Annotated in this window: 14 protein-coding genes; 4 read left to right on the top strand and 10 right to left on the bottom strand. The window is 63.4% G+C overall.

The features are described from left to right. Positions 1-36: 36 nt before the first annotated feature. From AC1D11_RS03565 to AC1D11_RS03545, 5 genes are all read right to left on the bottom strand, one after another. The gene (locus AC1D11_RS03565; protein WP_477649855.1) at positions 37-591 is read right to left on the bottom strand and encodes a DUF3455 domain-containing protein; all 555 of its coding nucleotides are present in this window, start codon (positions 589-591) and stop codon (positions 37-39) included. A 368-nt stretch (positions 592-959) separates the two neighbouring features. Then, complete coding sequence (locus AC1D11_RS03560) at positions 960-1607, bottom strand: DUF924 family protein (protein ID WP_477649854.1); 648 nt, start codon at positions 1605-1607, stop codon at positions 960-962. Positions 1608-1625: 18 nt separating this feature from the next. Continuing rightward, positions 1626-2786, bottom strand: a complete 1161-nt coding sequence (locus AC1D11_RS03555) for a branched-chain amino acid ABC transporter substrate-binding protein (RefSeq protein WP_477649853.1) — start codon at positions 2784-2786, stop codon at positions 1626-1628. Positions 2787-3030: 244 nt separating this feature from the next. Further along, entirely contained in the window at positions 3031-4056 is a 1026-nt protein-coding gene (locus AC1D11_RS03550; RefSeq protein WP_477649852.1) for an alpha/beta hydrolase family protein, read from the bottom strand. Between the two features lie 135 nt (positions 4057-4191). Continuing rightward, positions 4192-4602: a DUF2306 domain-containing protein gene (locus AC1D11_RS03545; protein ID WP_477649851.1), complete on the bottom strand. Its 411-nt coding sequence runs from the start codon at positions 4600-4602 to the stop codon at positions 4192-4194. A gap of 299 nt (positions 4603-4901) precedes the next feature. On the opposite strand from AC1D11_RS03545, the gene AC1D11_RS03540 reads away from it, so the two are divergent. The 3 genes from AC1D11_RS03540 (at position 4902) to AC1D11_RS03530 (ending at position 7469) form a co-directional block, all read left to right on the top strand. After that, entirely contained in the window at positions 4902-5735 is an 834-nt protein-coding gene (locus AC1D11_RS03540) for an undecaprenyl-diphosphate phosphatase (protein ID WP_457279124.1), read from the top strand. Between the two features lie 44 nt (positions 5736-5779). Next, a complete protein-coding gene (locus tag AC1D11_RS03535) occupies positions 5780-6985 on the top strand; it encodes a dienelactone hydrolase family protein (protein WP_477649850.1) in 1206 nt (401 codons plus the stop codon). 97 nt (positions 6986-7082) lie between these two features. Continuing rightward, positions 7083-7469: a DUF3597 domain-containing protein gene (locus AC1D11_RS03530; RefSeq protein ID WP_477649849.1), complete on the top strand. Its 387-nt coding sequence runs from the start codon at positions 7083-7085 to the stop codon at positions 7467-7469. A gap of 18 nt (positions 7470-7487) precedes the next feature. Here AC1D11_RS03530 and AC1D11_RS03525 read toward each other — a convergent pair whose 3' ends face one another. The 5 genes from AC1D11_RS03525 to mutS all read right to left on the bottom strand — a co-directional run bounded on the left by AC1D11_RS03525 (position 7488) and on the right by mutS (position 15459). Continuing rightward, positions 7488-8993, bottom strand: coding sequence for an acyl-CoA-binding protein (locus tag AC1D11_RS03525; RefSeq protein WP_477649848.1), 1506 nt, complete (start codon positions 8991-8993; stop codon positions 7488-7490). Position 8994: 1 nt separating this feature from the next. Next, positions 8995-10275: an MASE1 domain-containing protein gene (locus tag AC1D11_RS03520; RefSeq protein ID WP_477649847.1), complete on the bottom strand. Its 1281-nt coding sequence runs from the start codon at positions 10273-10275 to the stop codon at positions 8995-8997. 847 nt (positions 10276-11122) lie between these two features. Beyond that, the gene (locus AC1D11_RS03515) at positions 11123-11965 is read right to left on the bottom strand and encodes an alpha/beta hydrolase (RefSeq protein ID WP_477648071.1); all 843 of its coding nucleotides are present in this window, start codon (positions 11963-11965) and stop codon (positions 11123-11125) included. Positions 11966-11968: 3 nt separating this feature from the next. Continuing rightward, positions 11969-12796, bottom strand: coding sequence for a proteasome-type protease (locus AC1D11_RS03510; RefSeq protein ID WP_477648072.1), 828 nt, complete (start codon positions 12794-12796; stop codon positions 11969-11971). Positions 12797-12846: 50 nt separating this feature from the next. Beyond that, positions 12847-15459, bottom strand: a complete 2613-nt coding sequence (mutS, locus tag AC1D11_RS03505; RefSeq protein WP_477648073.1) for a DNA mismatch repair protein MutS — start codon at positions 15457-15459, stop codon at positions 12847-12849. Positions 15460-15771: 312 nt separating this feature from the next. On the opposite strand from mutS, the gene AC1D11_RS03500 reads away from it, so the two are divergent. Beyond that, a complete protein-coding gene (locus tag AC1D11_RS03500) occupies positions 15772-16626 on the top strand; it encodes a lysophospholipid acyltransferase family protein (protein WP_477648074.1) in 855 nt (284 codons plus the stop codon). Positions 16627-16646: the final 20 nt, after the last annotated feature.

Genomic DNA, 16646 nt, shown 5'->3' with positions numbered 1-16646 from the left:
AAGTGCCTGTGCGAACCTCCCTGCGCCTTCCTGCGCTTACATCGCCTTGTAGAAGATATAGCCGGCCTGGTACTTCACGACCTGTTTGGCGCCCATGTTGCCGGCGGCGCAAGGCATGGCGGGCGCAACGCCGCCCTGGGTGTCCACGCGCTGGATGTAGGTCACGCCGCTCATGGTGCCGCTGCCCATGGCCGGGTTGCCCTTGACGAGCTGCAAAGGGATGTTGCCCATGCCGCCGGGGGCGACCGCGATTTGCGTCGCCGTCAGTTTGGAGCCGTCCATGCTTTCCCAGGTGGCCGGCGGGCCGTAGTATTTGCCGACCTGCTTGCCGCTGCGGTCATTGAGCTTCGCATCGGGGCCGACAAAGACCCATTCAAACTGGCCGGCCATGTCTTTTTTGGCGTTGCACTGGTAGGTGATGTCGCCCACGCCGACGGTCTCCATCGCGACCTTGTTGCCAGCCGGCACCTGCACGGCAGCCGGCAGGCCGGCCTGCGAGTAGGTGGGCATCATGGGCGACATGCTGCCGCAGGCGGCGAGCAAGGACACGAGCAGAACTGAAGCTGAGGCGGTGGCTGTGCGTAAAGTCATTTTTGAACTCCTGGGTTTTTGTGAACCGGCCAGGCTGGCCGGCGTTTACCGGACGCCCGCCTTTGTTGTGTGCCGTGGCGGTGCATCCTGAAGTGGATACGGCGCCAAAGCGGCAATGGATTCAAAAGAATGAGGCCCCCACGCATCGCGTCCTATGTCACTCGCTATCAAATTAGTAGCTACTTGCGCCCGTCCTGCATGGGCTAGATGGCGATTTGACGCATGACTTCTGCAGAACCCGTTCTACGGCGTAAGCAGTGGGCGTATCTACCAGCGGGGGCCGCGGGACTGGCTTTGCCAGACCGCAGGCGCCGCCCCCTCGAGGGGGGAACGGGCTACACGAAGTGAGCCTGGACGGGGGTGGGCTCTCACTGCCCGAAGCGCGGGCCCTTGAGGAGAAAATCGGCTTCCTCGGGCGTATCGGTACGCCCCAGCGCCGCGTTGCGGTAGGGGAAGCGTCCGAAGCGGGCAATGATGTCCCGGTGCTGGTGGGCGAAGTCAAGATTGCCGCGCAGGCGCTGCTTGAGTGAGTCGGGCGCATCAGCCTGCAGCCGGGTGAAGCGCGCCACGCATTCATCCTGCAGCGCCAGGCTTTCGGCATGCATCAGCGGCATGTATAAAAAGACGCACCCGGCCCAGGGCAGCTGCAGGTCGTCTCCGGCGGCCAGCGCCTCCAGCACGAGTTGCTGGGCGCGCGCGTCGCCGGCAAAGGCCTGGCCCTTGCCGCGAAAGACGTTGCGGGTGAACTGGTCGAGCAGGATGACCAGCGCCAGGCGATTGAGCGGCGGCTGCTCCCAGTCTTGCAGGCCGCCGTCAACGGCGGCCTTGACGTTGTTGCCAAAGCGCGCGCTGATCTCGGCGTCAAGTTCGGCGCCGCCGCCAAACCAACGCTTGTTGAGGTCTTGCGTGGGCCACTCTTTGCTCACACCGTCGCCCAGCCAAAAGTCCAGGACTTCAGCGGGCGTGGCGTAATGGCCGGAAGGGGAGGCGTCGGAGGAGGGTGTGGGCTCGGTCATGACGACCGAAAGCTTAGCCTACCAGCGGTCGGAGCGCAGCTGCAGGTCCCAAACACCCTTGCGGATCGAGTAAACGCCGACCACGCCGTAACGCTGCTCGCCCACCGAGTCCCACTTCATGGAGCCGGTAATCGGCGCGTAGCCGTCAAAGGTGCGCAGGGTTTCGGTGATCTTTTCAGGCTTGACCGAGTTGGCGCGCCGCATGGCGCCGGCCAGGATGTACATCGCGTCGTAGGTGTAATGGCCGCCGTAAGCCGGCTCCCTTTTGAAGGTGTCCTGGTACTTGCTCAGGAAGGCCTTGCCGTTGACGAACTCTTTGGCGTCCAGGATGGGCGAAGTAGCGTAGATGCCCTTGACTGTGTCGCTGCCCTTGAGCATGTCGGTCGTCTTGATGGTGTCGCCGCCCAGGATGCTGACCTGCTGGTTGTAGTCGATCTTCTTGAGGGCATCAATCAGCGCGAGGATCTGGAAGTCGCCTTGCGTGGACACGACCACTTCGACATTGCCGTCCTTGATCTTGCCGGCCAGCTCGTCAAACTTGGTGGTCTTGTCGTCGGACGAATAGGTGACCACCACTGCCTTGCCGGCTTTCTTCAGCTCGACGGCCGCACCGGCGGCGAGGCCCTTGCCGTAGGTGGTGCCGTCATCGACGATGGCGAACTTGCTGGCGCTGAGCTGGTTGGCGGCAAAGGAGCCGATGGCGCGGGCCTGCAGGTTGTCGTTGGCCACCAGGCGGAAGGTGGTAGCCAGGCCCAGTTCGGTGAACTTGGGGTTGGTCGAGATGGCCAGCTGGGGAATGTTTTTGGCGGCATAGACCGGTGCGGCCGGGATGCTGACGCCCGAATTGAGGTTGCCGATCACGGCGACCACGCCGGCGTCGACGAGCTGCTGCGCGACTTCCACACCGGTTTTTGGATCAGACCGGTCGTCCATGGCCACGATTTCAATCTTGACCGTCTTGCCCTTGATCTGGAAGCCCTCCTTGTTGATTTCGTCCACGGCCATCTTCACGCCGTTGTGCAAGTCCTGGCCGAGCGCGGCGAGGTTTCCCGACAGCGGTTGGGCAACGCCGATCTTGATGGTGTCTGGTGGGTTGTCACAGCCCGAGAGCAGGGCGCTCGCTACGGCAATGGCGGTCAGGCCGACCAGGGTATGGCGGCGGGAGGTGAAGCTGTTCATCGTGAGAACCTTGGTGGTAATGTTGGTGTAACTGAATGTATATTTCACCTTCATGAAGCGGTAGTGGGGTTCACCCACCAGCGAATGAATGTACGAGTAGATAAGTTTTACTAATGATTCTTATTGGTTCGTTTTTGACCCAAAAATGCACCTGAAACGTTCATTTTTGTTCACTTCGATGCGTGACTCCCAGGCACCGCCAGGCGTGCCTGTGGCCAGCCTTCATATACCCATCACCGGAAATTCAAGGAAGCAGGTGCCTGCGCAGGAAGCTGCTGATCTTCTGGTCCACTGCGGGAAGCTCGCTGCGGTCAAAGCCGGGCGGGTCCAGCAGCAGGTCTTTGGCCAGCGCCGACATGGCATCGGCCGGTGGCGGTGGCGACAGCAGCGCACCGTGGCCGCCGGTGGGCAGATCGGCCAGGTGTTCGCAGCGCTTGCAGACCTGCAGCACCACGTCGCTGTGAAAACGGGGCACCAGCCAGCGGTCTTGCCGGGCGGTGACCAGCCCGAGCGGCACGGGGGGTGCGGCCAGCGAAGCCGTGTCGAAATCGGCGGCCAGCGGAACGCCGGCGACCACGGCACGAATGCGCGGATCGGTGTGGGTTTGCCAGCCGGCGTCGCTGAATTTCTGGCGGATCACTGCCAGCGCCACCGATTTTTTCAGGCCGTCCAGCATGCCGCCCGTGAGCCGGGTGGTCAGCCCGACGCAGGTATGAAAGTCCTCGGCGATGTTGGCCTCGCAATGCCGGGCCAGCAGCGCCGGGGACCAGCGGCCACCGGCGAGCGTCAGGGCGGTGTGTCCGCCGGCCGACATGCCGTACATGCCGACCTTGTCCAGTGACAGCAGCGGTGCAAGGCGCTGGTCACGCGCTACCGCGTCAATGGCGCGGGACACTTCGGCGGGCCGCTGCTTCCAGCTTTCGGGTCCGGGGGTAGATGGGTCCATGGCGTTGTCGCCGCGGTGCAGGGGAAACGCGACGACGAAGCCGTCTTCGACCAGGCGGCGCGCCAGGTCGGTGTAGGTCCAGGGCGAGCCGCCCGAGCCGTGCGAGATCACCACGAGGCGCGTGTTGCCGCGCACCGGCTGGCCACCGCGATCAAGTTTGAGGGAATAGGAGCCGAACTGGGCCTGCCGGTCTTCACCGGCGGAAGGGTAAAAAACGCTGACGGGGCCATCATCTTGCAGGCCGGGCAGTTCGGTGAATCCCATGCCGGCCTGCACGCAGGTGGCGGCGAGCAGCAACAGGCAGCTCAGGACATAACGGTGCATGGGTGTTCTTTCTTTTTCTGGGCGCCCGGGTGGGGCATTGTGTGCGTCTGAGGGATTTTCAGCGGACTCCGTGCTCGGACGTCCTGCCACGGGCCCGTCAAAAAATGCTGCAGCTTTTCTGGGCGATGTGGAAAGTCACAGCAGGCCGAGCTGCGTCCACAGCATCTTGCCCAGGTAGCGGTCGGGCATCAGCGTGAACACGCCTGCCACAAGGCATGCGCCAATGTAGAGGGATTGCATGGCGCGGCGGTGGCCCGCAATGTTGCCGCGGCTCAAATGCCAGAACGCGCCGGTCAGGCTGAGCAGCGCAAACGGCACCAGCAGGTGGATGGGCGTGTAGCCGGCGATATTGGGATAGTCATAGTCGCGGATGAAAACTGCCGTCGCGGCGGTGACCAGCATCATCGTCACGAAGGCATAACCAAAAGCCCGGTGCAGCTTGGGCCGCTGCAAGCGCCCTTTACGCGCCCACAGCGCGACGGGCCCAATGACGATGGCGGTGCTGGCAGCAAACAGGTGAATGGCGATCAGCGGTGTCAGTTGCATGGCTGTGGCGACTGGCGACGGGGTAACAAATTGTGCACAGAAATACCACCCCTGTCCAGACTCACTGCGGTAGCTGGTTCCCCCTCGAGGGAGCAGGCGCCTGCGGTCCGGCAAAGCCACTCCCGCGGCCCTACTGGTGAAATACCCCATCCGGGTTGCGCGCCGGGAGCTCTTGAACCCAGCCGGGGCCGCGGAACCGGCTTTGCCGGGCCGCAGGCGCAGCGGCCCCCTCGGGGGGCAGGGAGCGACACGAAGTGAGCGACCGTGGGGGCCATAATCTTTCATTTTCTGGAGACCGCGTGGATATTGCACTGTTGATCAAAGCCGCCGTCATGGGCATCGTCGAGGGCCTGACTGAATTCCTGCCGATCTCCTCGACAGGGCACCTGATATTGGCCGGTGCGCTGCTGGGATTTGACGATGAAAAAGCCAAGGTGTTTGACATCGCGATTCAGACCGGCGCCATTTTTGCGGTGATCCTCGTGTACTGGCAGAAGATCCGCGCCACCGCCGTAGCCCTGCCGACCGAGAAACAGGCGCAACAGTTTGTGCTCAATGTGCTGGTGGCTTTTGTGCCCGCCGTGGTGCTGGGCCTGCTGTTCGGCAAGGCCATCAAGGCCCATCTTTTTACGCCCGTGGTGGTGGCCAGCACCTTCATCATCGGCGGCTTCATCATCCTCTGGGCCGAAAAGCGCCAGCAAAAGAACACCGCGGCCGCGCGCATCCAGGAGGTGGAGGACATGACCGTGATGGACGCGGTGAAGGTCGGCCTGGTGCAATGCCTGGCGATGATTCCCGGCACCAGCCGAAGCGGTGCAACCATCATCGGCGGCATGCTGCTGGGGCTGTCGCGCAAGGCCGCGACCGACTTCTCGTTTTTCCTGGCCATGCCGACGCTGATCGGCGCCGGCGCCTACAGCCTGTACAAGGAGCGGGCGCTGCTGTCTGCCGCCGACATGCCCATGTTCGCGGTAGGCCTGGTGTTTTCGTTTTTCAGCGCCTGGCTTTGCGTACGCTGGCTGCTGCGCTACATCTCGACCAACAGCTTTGTGCCGTTTGCCTGGTACCGCATCGCGTTCGGCATTGTGGTGCTGGCCACGGCATGGAGCGGTCTGGTGGTTTGGGCGGCGTAAAAAACTGAGCGTCCGGTAAAAGAGACGCAGAGGAGGGGATTGCCATGACCTGGCTTCGTTATTTTTCTGTTTTTCTTTTTGGCTTGCTGCTGGCACAGCTGTCGCATGCGGGCGGCCCGGTATTTATCCCGTCGCAAGACGGCAAGCTGCAGATTCCCGGCTACTGGTTCGACGCCGGCGACAAGGATCCGTGGCCCGTCATCATCGGCCTGCACGGCTGCGGCGGCGGGCTCGACAGCAAAGGCAATTTTGCCGAGCGGCTCTTCCGGTATGGCGGGTACTTCAACGCAGAGCGCATGCATTTCCTCGCGCTGGACAGCTTCACCCCGCGTGGCCAGAAATCGATTTGCGAGACACCCAACAAGCTGCGCACCATCCACGAAAGCGACCGCCGCGAGGACGTGTTCGCCGCCATCGACTGGCTGGTGAAGCAGCCGTCGGTCGATGCTTCGCGCATTGTGGTGCTGGGCTGGTCGCATGGCGCGCAGACGGTGCTCAGCACCATCGACGCCACGGACAAATACGTGCAGGCACAGAAGGTGCAGCCACGCGCCGCCGTGGCTTTTTACCCCGGCTGCCTGGCGAACAACAAGATGTGGAACTACGAAGTCCATGTGCCGCTCCTGATCATGATCGGCGAGCTTGACGACTGGACGCTGGCCCCGGAGTGCGTCACCCTGCATGGGCGCCTGCAAAAGGACAAAGCCAATGCGCCTGTGGAACTGACGGTTTACCCCGGCAGCTACCACGGCTTTGACGGCCCCGGGCCCGTCAAGCAAATGGAAGGCCTGGGCAACACCAAAACCGGCAGGGCCACGGTGGGCGGCAACCCCGCAGCGCGGGAAGCATCGCATGCACGCATGTTCGAGTTTCTCTCGGCGCAGCTGGGCCAGCCTTTGCTGTTGTCGCATGCCCAGCGCTTCAAAGGCCATCACTACGTAGTGCCGCCGGCCTCCGGCTTTGCGGCGGCCGATGACACGGCGGCCGTGCCGCTCAGCGACGCCGGCAAGGCGCGTTATGCCCACTTTCGCAGCTTGCCGTCTCCCAAAGCCTTTGCCGTGACGGAAAAGGGCGGCTGGTATTTCAGCGCCGGCGAGCCTGAAGCGATCGCGACGACCTTCCAGCAGTGTACGAGGGCGAAATCGAAGTGCTGGCTGTATGCGGTAGACGACCAGGTGGTGTGGCTGCCCGATATGGCGGCGCGGGCGGGTGAAGCAGGCCTGAAACGCGTGGGTGCGCCAGCCCGTTGAGCGATGCGTTGCCAGGCTGCGATTGGCGTGACGTCTGACAGAAGCTGTCACATCCCGGTGTTACGCTGGATTTTTAAACTTCACCCAGGGGCGCACCATGAGTATTCTCGGCAAAATTTTCGGCAAGATATTTCCCTCGCTGCAAACGCCCGATGCAGCGCCGCCGGTGGCTGCCGCCCCTGCTGACACAGCGCCTGCCTCGGCGCCTGCAGCGCCGCCCATGCAGCAGGTCGATGTCGAAGCCCTGCTCAACGGCATGGCCAGCAAGAACCCGGAAAAACTCAACTGGAAGACCTCCATCGTCGACCTGATGAAGCTGCTGCACCTGGACAGCAGCCTCGCCGAACGCAAGGAGCTGGCGAAGGAGCTGGGTTACTCGGGCGACATGAATGACAGCGCGACCATGAACATCTGGCTGCACAAGCAGGTCATGAACAAGCTGGCAGCCAACGGCGGCAAGGTACCTGCCGACCTGATGGACTAGGCTTGCGAGGGCTAACGCTCAGGCGGACCTGAGCTTTTCCACCAGGGCTGTGTAGCCGGCCATCGCGTCTTCGCGGGTCATGCCCTTGCGCTGGGCCCATGCATCGTATTTGGCGCGGCCCGTCACGTCCATCATGCCGGGGCGTTCGCCGGTCGCGTCGCCCAGCGTTGCCTGTTTGTACAGGGCATAGAGGCCCAGCAGGGCTTCGTTGTCGGGCGGCTTGGCCAGCGCCTTCACCACGATGCCGGCGGCTTCAAAAGCGCGCTCGGCTTCGCTGGGCCCGGCGGGGGCCACCGGTTCACCAAAGTGCGCGTCTTCCAGCGCCACGTCGTCGGGAAACCAGCGTGCATCGAGCAGCCGGCCCGAGCGCACCGCAAAGGCCAGCACACCCTGCGACATCAGGCCGCCGGTCGTCAGGGTGGCAGGCACCACCGCCACGCCGGCATTGAACACCGGCTGCCCGAATGCCGTGAACCGCACTGCAGCGGCCCACGGCAGCATGGCTTGCAGACCCTTGTTGCCGCGGTAGACGCCGCTGGCGCGGTTGGCGCCGGGCTGGAACCATGCCATGTCCGAAGCGCCTCTGGCAAAGATGCCGGTGAAGTCGCCGGCCTCCAGCGAGGTACGCAGCGCTTGCGCAAAGGCGACCAGTGCTTCGGGGCTCATCTTCGGGTCGTCTACCGCCATGCCCAGTGAGGCCGCGCTGCTGGCGCCGAAAAACTCCAGCACGTTGCGGGCAACCTGTTCGCGGTCGTTGTCGACGCAGATCATGTGATAGCTGTTTTCCAGCACCACCATGCGGGCTTTGGCGCCGCCGATCTGCTCGACCAGGTAGTTGGCCGAGTTCAGGCTGGTGAGTTCGTCTTCGCGTGCGTGGATGACCAGGGTTTCGCTGGCCATGTCTTTGAGGCCCGTCATGACCCAGCCGCGAAGCCGGTCTACCTGCCGCACGCAGGCCAGCGGTACCCAGCGGTAATGAAAGGCTTCACCGCGCGCAAATTTGGCTTTGACGATAGCGCGCAGCTGTTCGTTCTTGATGCCGAAAGGGTCTTCTTCCTCGACCTTCATGCGTGCCGGAACGCCGGGCAAGTGGTACATCAGGTGGCGCAGCGGTGTGTACCAGGCGGTGGCCCACCCGTCGATGTAGATAGGCGGCGCCAGCGCGATCAGCTTGCCGCGCGTGTGCTTTTGCCGCTTGGCCAGCTCGGTGGCCAGCAGCGCGCCCATGCACATGCCCATGATGTGGAAGTTGTCGTGCAGCGCGGCCACCTCGTGGTACTTGGCGGTGACGGCATCCATCCACTGTTCGGCGGTCACGTTCACCAAATCCTCGGGCGTGGTGCCGTGGCCGGGCAGGGTCAGGGAGTGCGTGACGAAGCCCGCGTTTTTCAGCCGCTTGTGCATGGAGCCCAAATCGTATTGCGTGCCGCCAAGCCCGTGGATGAGGAAAACGGCCGGCGTCTTCTTGTCGACGGCCGGCGCTGGCGACTCGGCGGACGCGGTGCTGGAAGTGTCCAGAGCCACGTCAGGCCTCGACTTCCAGTAGCGCTGCAACCTGTTCGACATTGCCGTCGGCCCCGCGCACGCCTGACAGGCGCGCGCTCACGCTGGCCACGCGGCCGTCGCTCCAGCGCAAGGTGTTCTTCCACAGCACGTGGTCGCGCTGGCCCTGGGTCAGGTCGCGCCAGTCGGCTTGCAGCCCGGGCTGCTCTTGCGGGTCGGTGTGGGCGATGAAGTCCTGCACGGTCAGCAGCGCGTTGGCGTTGGTGCGCAGCAACTCGCTGGCGCCTTCGCCCCATTCGGCAGCGCCCGTCCTGGCGTCAAAATTGGCGACCACCGTGCGGTTGGAGTCCAGCACCTGGCGGTAGCGGGTGCGCCAGTCTTGCGCCTGCGCCAGGGCCTGGGCGGCGGTGGCGCCCAGGGCATTGACCACGCCCACCAGCAGCGCCATCACGGCGACATAACCTTGCACCTCGATCACGGCCTCACCCGGAAAGCCTTCCACTTCGGCGAAGGGGCCGCCGCCGGCGTTGGTCCAGGCTACCAGGGCCAGCGCGCCGATGAGCGTGGCCACCGTGGCGCCGCGTTCCTTCCAGAGGATGGCGGTCACTACCATGAAGGGCAGCGGCAGATAGGTGAGGGTGGGGCCCAGTGATGCGCTGAAGCGGTCGGACACATCGCTTGAAAAGATCAGCCCCGCCACCACAAAGAAAAGCAGGAAGGTGCCCGCGCCCGCCAGGAACTGGCTGGTGGCCATGCCGCCCGAGCGCTTGACCTTGAAGCCGGAAAACGCAGTGATGAGCGGCGCAATCAGCAAGATGCCGACAAAGGTGGTGCAGGTCCACACACGCCATTCGGTCAGCAGGACAACGGGCTCCGGCAGGGCCCAGCTCCAGAGCATCACGCCGATGCTGGCACCCAGCGCAGAGGTCAGCAGCGCGCCCAGCAGCACGCCGGCGTAAGCCTTGCCCGGCTCCATGCCGCCGTCGGGCCCGGTGCTGCGCAGCAGGCGCGCCACCCAGGCGCCAAGGCTGGCGCAGAGGGCTTCGTTCAGGCCAAAGCCGATGGCAGGCAACACGGCCAGGCCGTCCAGCAAGGCCAGCGCGATGGCCGCCAGCGCGGCGCCCGCCAGCACGGCGGGGCGCTTGGGCGGTTTCACGGCCAGCAGCGCGCCGAACGTGACACCCGTGGCCAGCCAGACAGATGCGCTCAGCGTCATCGCGTCACCCATGCTTTGGGACAGCACCGCTGCAACTGCCCAGGCTAGAAAGGTCACGGCAAGGGTGACGATAAAGGACAGGGCCATGAGAAACCTCCTCTGAGAATCTTTCTGATGCGCGGCACAGGGGCTGCCGGATGTGCTGGGCTAGTTTATCCAGTCTGTTGCGAATGTTGAACCGCAGTCTTGAGGGTAAGTCCCTGCAGCGTCAATATCGCTGAAATCTACACTTTTAGGGAGGTTTTTTGGCCTTTGGGGCAATAGGGACGGGCGCTGGCAGCTATTGAATTGATAGCGATTCCTTGAGGCCGGATTTTGCTCCGGCATTGCGCTCTTTGCTGAGGATTGCTGGCCGGGGGTTGCCCGGCATGCAACTCACTTTCTTTTGCTTCGCCAAAAGAAAGTAAGCAAAGAAAAGGCGACCCTGGTTCCTGCGTCCCTCCGCTTCGCTACGGGCAACCTGCGGTGCTCGGTCCAGCCGGGGTCAAAAACAACTCGCCTTCGGCTCAAACAAGTTTTTGCCCTGATCCGTCTGGCCCTCCGCTCCTCGGCGCATCCACAAGGGGGTGGGAGAGGAACACCGAACACTTGAGGAAACAAGGACACGCCATGGCGTGTCCTTGTTGGTTTTGGTATTGGAGTTGGTATTTGTCTTCGGTCCCCGCTCCCGCCAGCCCCTTCTGTCTGCGCCGAGGAGCGCAGGTTCAGGCGGATCAGGGATCGCGATTGTCTGAGCGAAGCGAGTTCGAGCGAGACCCCGCCTGAACCGAGCACCGCAGGTTGCCCGCAGCGAAGCGTAGGGACGCAGACAGCAGGGTCGCCTTTTCTTTTGCTTACTTTTCTTTTGGCGAAGCAAAAGAAAAGTGAGTAGCCGCCGGGCTACCCCCGGCCAGCAACACCCAGCAGAGGGCGCACCGCCGGAAACAACAGCAGCCTACTCGAGGAAATTCCTCAAAGCCGCCTCAACCGCAGCCGCCGTTGCCAACGGCTTCTCCATCGGAAACAGATGACTCCCATCCAGCATCATGATCCGCCCCTTCGTCACCTTCTCCGTCATCGCCATCCCAACCTGCTTCATCTCGGCCGACTGCCGCCCGCCGATAAAGGCAACAGGGCATTTCAGCGGGTGGCGTTTAAGCAACCCTTCCAGGTTGTGGGGAAGCGTGTTGTAGATCGCGGTTTCGACGTCGCGGTCGAAGCTCAGCAGGCGCTGGCCTTCGCCTTCGCCGGCATCGTCGTGGGTGCCATGCTCGATGTAATCGCGCAGCACTTGCTCGTCCCAGGCGGCAAATGCCTTCTTGCTGCGAAAGTGTTCAAAGACCTCGTCTTTGCCTACCCATTGGTGACGGCGTTTGCGGCTGATGGCGCCGGGGGAGATGGAGCCCACCAGTTGTGCGCGCTTGGCGACGCTCAGCGCCGCGGCGCGCCAGCCGCCCAGGATGGGGGAGTCGACCAGCACCACGCCCTTGACGGGCTGGCCGCCGAGCACCGGGTTGCGCGCAGCGCACATCAGGCTTAAAAATCCGCCCAGCGAATGGCCCACCAGGAAAGCCGGCTGGCCGGATTTTTCAACCTCGCGGGCTGTGAAGTCGGCCAGCTGCTGCACCAGGTGCGGCCAGTTGCTGGTGACGGGGTAGCGCGGGTCATGGCCGAATTTTTCAATCGCCTTGACCTGAAAGCCGCGTGCTTTCAGGCTCTGGAACACCGCGCTGTAAGTGCTGGCCGGGAAGCTGTTGCCGTGGGAAAAAATGACCAGCGGCTTTGCGTTGGCAGGCACGGCTTAAATCAGTTTCTCGTCAGGCGTGCTGATCTTCTTCAGAGCCTCGTGCCGGGTGGCCGGCATCTTCAGCGGGATGTCGGTGTGCGCGTCGTCCCACACCGGGTCTTCGATGCTGTCGAACACCTCGCGCAGCTTCTGGCCCCAGCTGCTGTGCATCATGCGGTAGTAGGGGTTGTCGTTGTCGATGCAGACGATCTTGTCGCTCCGGTAGGTGTCGGCCTCATAGACCACCAGGTCCAGCGGCAGGCCAACCGAGAGATTCGACTTCATGGTCGAGTCCATGGATACCAGCACGCACTTGGCGGCTTCGGCCAGCGGCGTGGCCGGGGTGAGCACGCGGTCCAGCACGGGTTTGCCGTACTTGGATTCGCCGACCTGGAAATAAGGCGTCTCGTCGGTGGCTTCGATGAAGTTGCCGGCCGAATACATCTGGAAGAGGCGCATGTTCTCGCCGCGGATCTGCCCGCCGAAGACCAGCGACACGTTGAAGTCGACATCGGCGTTTTTCAATGCTTCGGCGTCGCGGTCGTAGACGCGGCGTATCGCCGAGCCCAGCACGCGCGCGGCATCAAACATGCTTTTGGCGTTCCAGATCGTGATGGCTTCGCCGCCGTCGGGGTCCTTGAGCTGCTCGACCTGCAGGATCTCGCGGATCGACTGGGAAATCGACAGATTGCCGGCCGACAGCAACACCATGAAACGGTCGCCCGGCTTTTCATAGACGATCATTTTGCGGAAGGTGCTGATGTGGTCCAGGCCCGCGTTGGTGCGGGAGTCTGACAGGAACACCAGCCCGGCGTTGAGTTTGGCGGCGACGCAGTAAGTCATGAGGTGGCTTTGGTGGCTTGGAAGTGTGGGGGCGGTCGGGTTGCGCTGGGTCACTGTGAGGCGGAGATCTTTTTCAGGCGGTACAGGGCGTCCAGCGCCTCGCGCGGACTCAGTGCATCGGGGTCTATGGTACCCAATGCCTTGTCTACGGCACTTTGCTCGGGCGCGGCGGCTTCGGGCGGGGCGGCGAACAGGTCGACCTGGGCGCGCGCTTCGGTCTGGTGGGCTTCGAGCGCATTGAGCGCGTGGCGGGCGTGGTTGACGACGGCAGCGGGCACGCCGGCCAGCCTGGCCACGGCAATCCCGTAGCTTTTGCTGGCAGGGCCGGGCTCGATGTGGTGCAAAAACACGATGTCGGCGCCGGACTCGACCGCGCTCACATGCACATTGATCGCGCCGTGGTGTTGCGCCGGAAATTCGGTGAGCTCAAAGTAATGCGTGGCAAACAGCGTGAAAGCCTGCGTCTTGTTGTGCAGGTAGGCGGCAATGCCGCCGGCCAGCGCCAGGCCGTCGAAGGTGGAGGTGCCCCGGCCGATCTCGTCCATCAGCACCAGTGAATGCGGGGTGGCGGCGTGCAAAATCTGCGCGGCCTCGGTCATCTCGAGCATGAAGGTCGATTGCGCGTTGGCCACGTCATCGGCTGCACCGATGCGGGTGTGGATGGCATCTATGGGCCCGAGCCGGCAGCTGGCCGCCGGCACATATGAGCCCACACTGGCCAGCAACACGATCAGCGCCACCTGGCGCATATAGGTCGACTTGCCGCCCATGTTGGGGCCGGTGATGACCTGCATGCGGTGCTTGCCGCTCATGACGGAATCGTTGGCGATGAAGGCGCCGCCGCCCGTCTCGGCCAGACGAGCCTCCACCACCGGGTGGCGGCCTTGGCTGATGTCGATGCAGGGTTCGCGCACAAACACCGGTGCTGCCCAGTTGAGGGTGAGTGAGCGTTCGGCCAACGCGCACAGCGCGTCGAGTGAGGCAAGAGCGCGTGCCAGGCGGCTCAGCGCGGGAATGAAGTCCTGCAACTGGTCGAGCAGCTGTTCATACAGCCACTTCTCGCGCGCCAATGCGCGCTCCTGCGCCGACAGGGCCTTGTCTTCAAAGGCTTTGAGCTCGGGCGTGATGTAGCGCTCGGCGTTTTTCAGCGTCTGGCGGCGGCGGTAGTCGTCGGGCACCTTGTCGAGCTGGCCTTGGGTGACTTCAATGTAGAAGCCGTGCACCTTGTTGAACTGCACGCGCAGGTTGGCGATGCCGGTGCGGGCTTTTTCGCGGCCTTCCAGGTCCAGCAGAAAGTCGTCGCAGTTGGTCTGGATGGCGCGCAATTCGTCCAGGTCTGGATCGCAGCCGTGGTTGATGACGCCGCCGTCGCGTATCAGTGCGGCGGGCTCATCCAGCACATAGCGGCCCAGCAGTTCGCGGCAGCCTGCCGGCGGCTGCAGGTCTTCAAAAGTTTTGGTTAAAAGTGCCGGCAGCCCAATACCAGCGGGCGCAACCAGCTCTGTTTTTTGTAGCGTGTCTTTCAGGGCCACGAGTTCTCGCGGCCGCACCTGGCGCAGCGCGATGCGGGCGGTGATGCGTTCCACGTCGCTGCAGCCCTTGAGTTTGGCGCGCAGGGTTTGCTGGGAGCCGCCGCGCAGGTGGGTAATGGCATCCAGCCTGTCGGCAGCCTGTGCGCGGTCGCGGCGCGGCGTGAGCAGCCAGCTTTTGAGTGCACGGCTGCCCATGCCGGTGGTGCAGGTGTCCAGTAGCGAAAACAGCGTGGGCGAGTCTTCACCGCGCAGGGTCTGCGTGAGTTCCAGGTTGCGGCGCGTGGTTTGCGGCAGCTCGATCAGCTCGCCCGAACGCACCACCTGCAGGCCCTGGACATGCGACAGCGCCCGGCCCTGGGTGTGTTCAGCGTAGCCCAGCAGTGCCGAGGCTGCGGCATGCGCTTCGTTCAATGCTTCGGCATTCCAGGATGCGAGCGAGGCGACCTTGAGCTGGTCCAGCAGGCGGCGCGCGCCCAGGGCGGAATCAAACTGCCATGCGGGCCGGGCGCTGGCGGCGCAGCGCTGGGCCTTGAGGCGCTGCTCAAAGGCCGGCGTCACATCGACGTTGTAAAGCAGTTCGCTGGGCGCCACGCGCGCCAGCCAGGCTTCGAGTTCGTCATTGGCGCAGTGCGCCAGGTGGATTTCTCCCTGCGTCACGCTGAGCCAGGCCAGGCCGCAGGTGTTGCGCGGCCCCTGGTGCACGGCCAGCAGGATGGATTCGGTTTTGTCGCTCAGCAGCTCGGTGTCGGTCAGTGTGCCGGGCGTGACCACGCGCACCACTTTGCGCTCCACGGGGCCTTTGCTGGTGGCGACGTCGCCGACCTGCTCGCAGATGGCCACCGACTCGCCGAGCTTGATAAGTTTGGCCAGGTAGCCTTCCAGCGAATGAAAGGGCACGCCCGCCATGACGACCGGCTCGCCCGCGGACTGGCCGCGCCGCGTCAGCGTGATGTCCAGCAGGCGGGAGGCCTTTTCCGCATCGGCAAAGAAGACCTCGTAGAAGTCCCCCATGCGGTAGAAAACCAGGGTGTCGGGGTACTCCGCCTTGATGCGCTTGTATTGCGTCATCATGGGTGTGTCTTCCGGCGCCCCCCCTGTTGGGTTTTTGCCGCGAATTGTTTCTTTTTGCATCAATAACCTGGCGCGTGCGCGCTTCCTTCTTTTTGCATTTTCGTCTCACCTGGCGCCTATCTCAGGGGCCGTTCCTCGATGTTTCCGGCTCCTGATTGTCCTTTACTATCAGGCACTTACCGCGACGTTCGACTTCTGCCTGAAAAGCATGGAGTGCGGCCTTCAGTCGGGATGAAGCCTTACGCCGGAATCCGGCAATTGGCCAAAGAACCATATTTGTGAGGAGGTAGACTCGCTTGGATTCATCCATTCAAAAAAGCAAGCCGGATACGGTCTGCGCCAGGGCCCACGACCTCAACCGAAAGGCAAGCAATGACCGAGCCGAGTATCTCGCCTTTCAACAGCGCAAGCGGGGCGGAGCCGACCGACACTGTGCTTGCCGAGCCGTCCCTGGCCAATAAGGGCCGCAGGGCGGTGCATGAAACCGCCCGTCTTTGCGTGGGTTACCTGGTGCTTGTCGGCGTCAGCCTGGCGGTCTCGTTGCTCGCGGTGGTCATGCGGCCATTGTTGCCGAGGGTATTGAGCAAACGATGGGGGCGCAGGCTTGTAGCAGCCACTTTCCGCTCTTACCTGCGCCTGCTGGTGTTGATGGGGGCCTGCCGGTTCGACCTGACGGCGCTGGATGCGCTTCAGGCAGGCCCTCCAGTGATCATCGCGCCCAATCATCCTTCCCTGCTGGACGCCATCATGATCCTGTCGCGTTTGCCGGACGCCACCTGCATCATGAAGGCGGATATCGTCAACAGCGTTTTTTTTGGGGCCGGTGCGCGGCTGGTAGGCTACATCCGCAATACGCCGCTGCGCACCATGGTGCAGCTGGCTGTCGCCGACTTGCGCCAGGGCAGCAGCTTGCTGCTTTTCCCGGAAGGCACCCGCACGCGGCGGTTTCCTGTGGGGCGCATGCAGGGAACGACCAGCCTGATTTCCAAATACGCGGGTGTGTCGGTACAGACCGTTTTTATCGAAACCGATTCGAGGTTTCTGGGCAAGGGCTGGTCCCTGCTATGGACGCCGAAAATGCCGGTCACTTACCGTGTTCGCCTCGGAAAATGCTTTGAGCCGGTAAGCGACACGGCGCACTTCACCGCAGAGCTGGAGCAATACTTCCAGACCGAGCTGGGGCGTACCCGCTCGTCCCCCCTGGCTGCTTCTGCGCCGCCGGCGTGAAGCTAGCTGCACGCAGTTTT

The organism is Polaromonas sp. P1_E11, assembly GCF_056405995.1.
The sequence above is the reverse complement of the archived record's forward strand: the minus strand, read 5'-3'. Positions and strand labels throughout refer to the sequence as shown.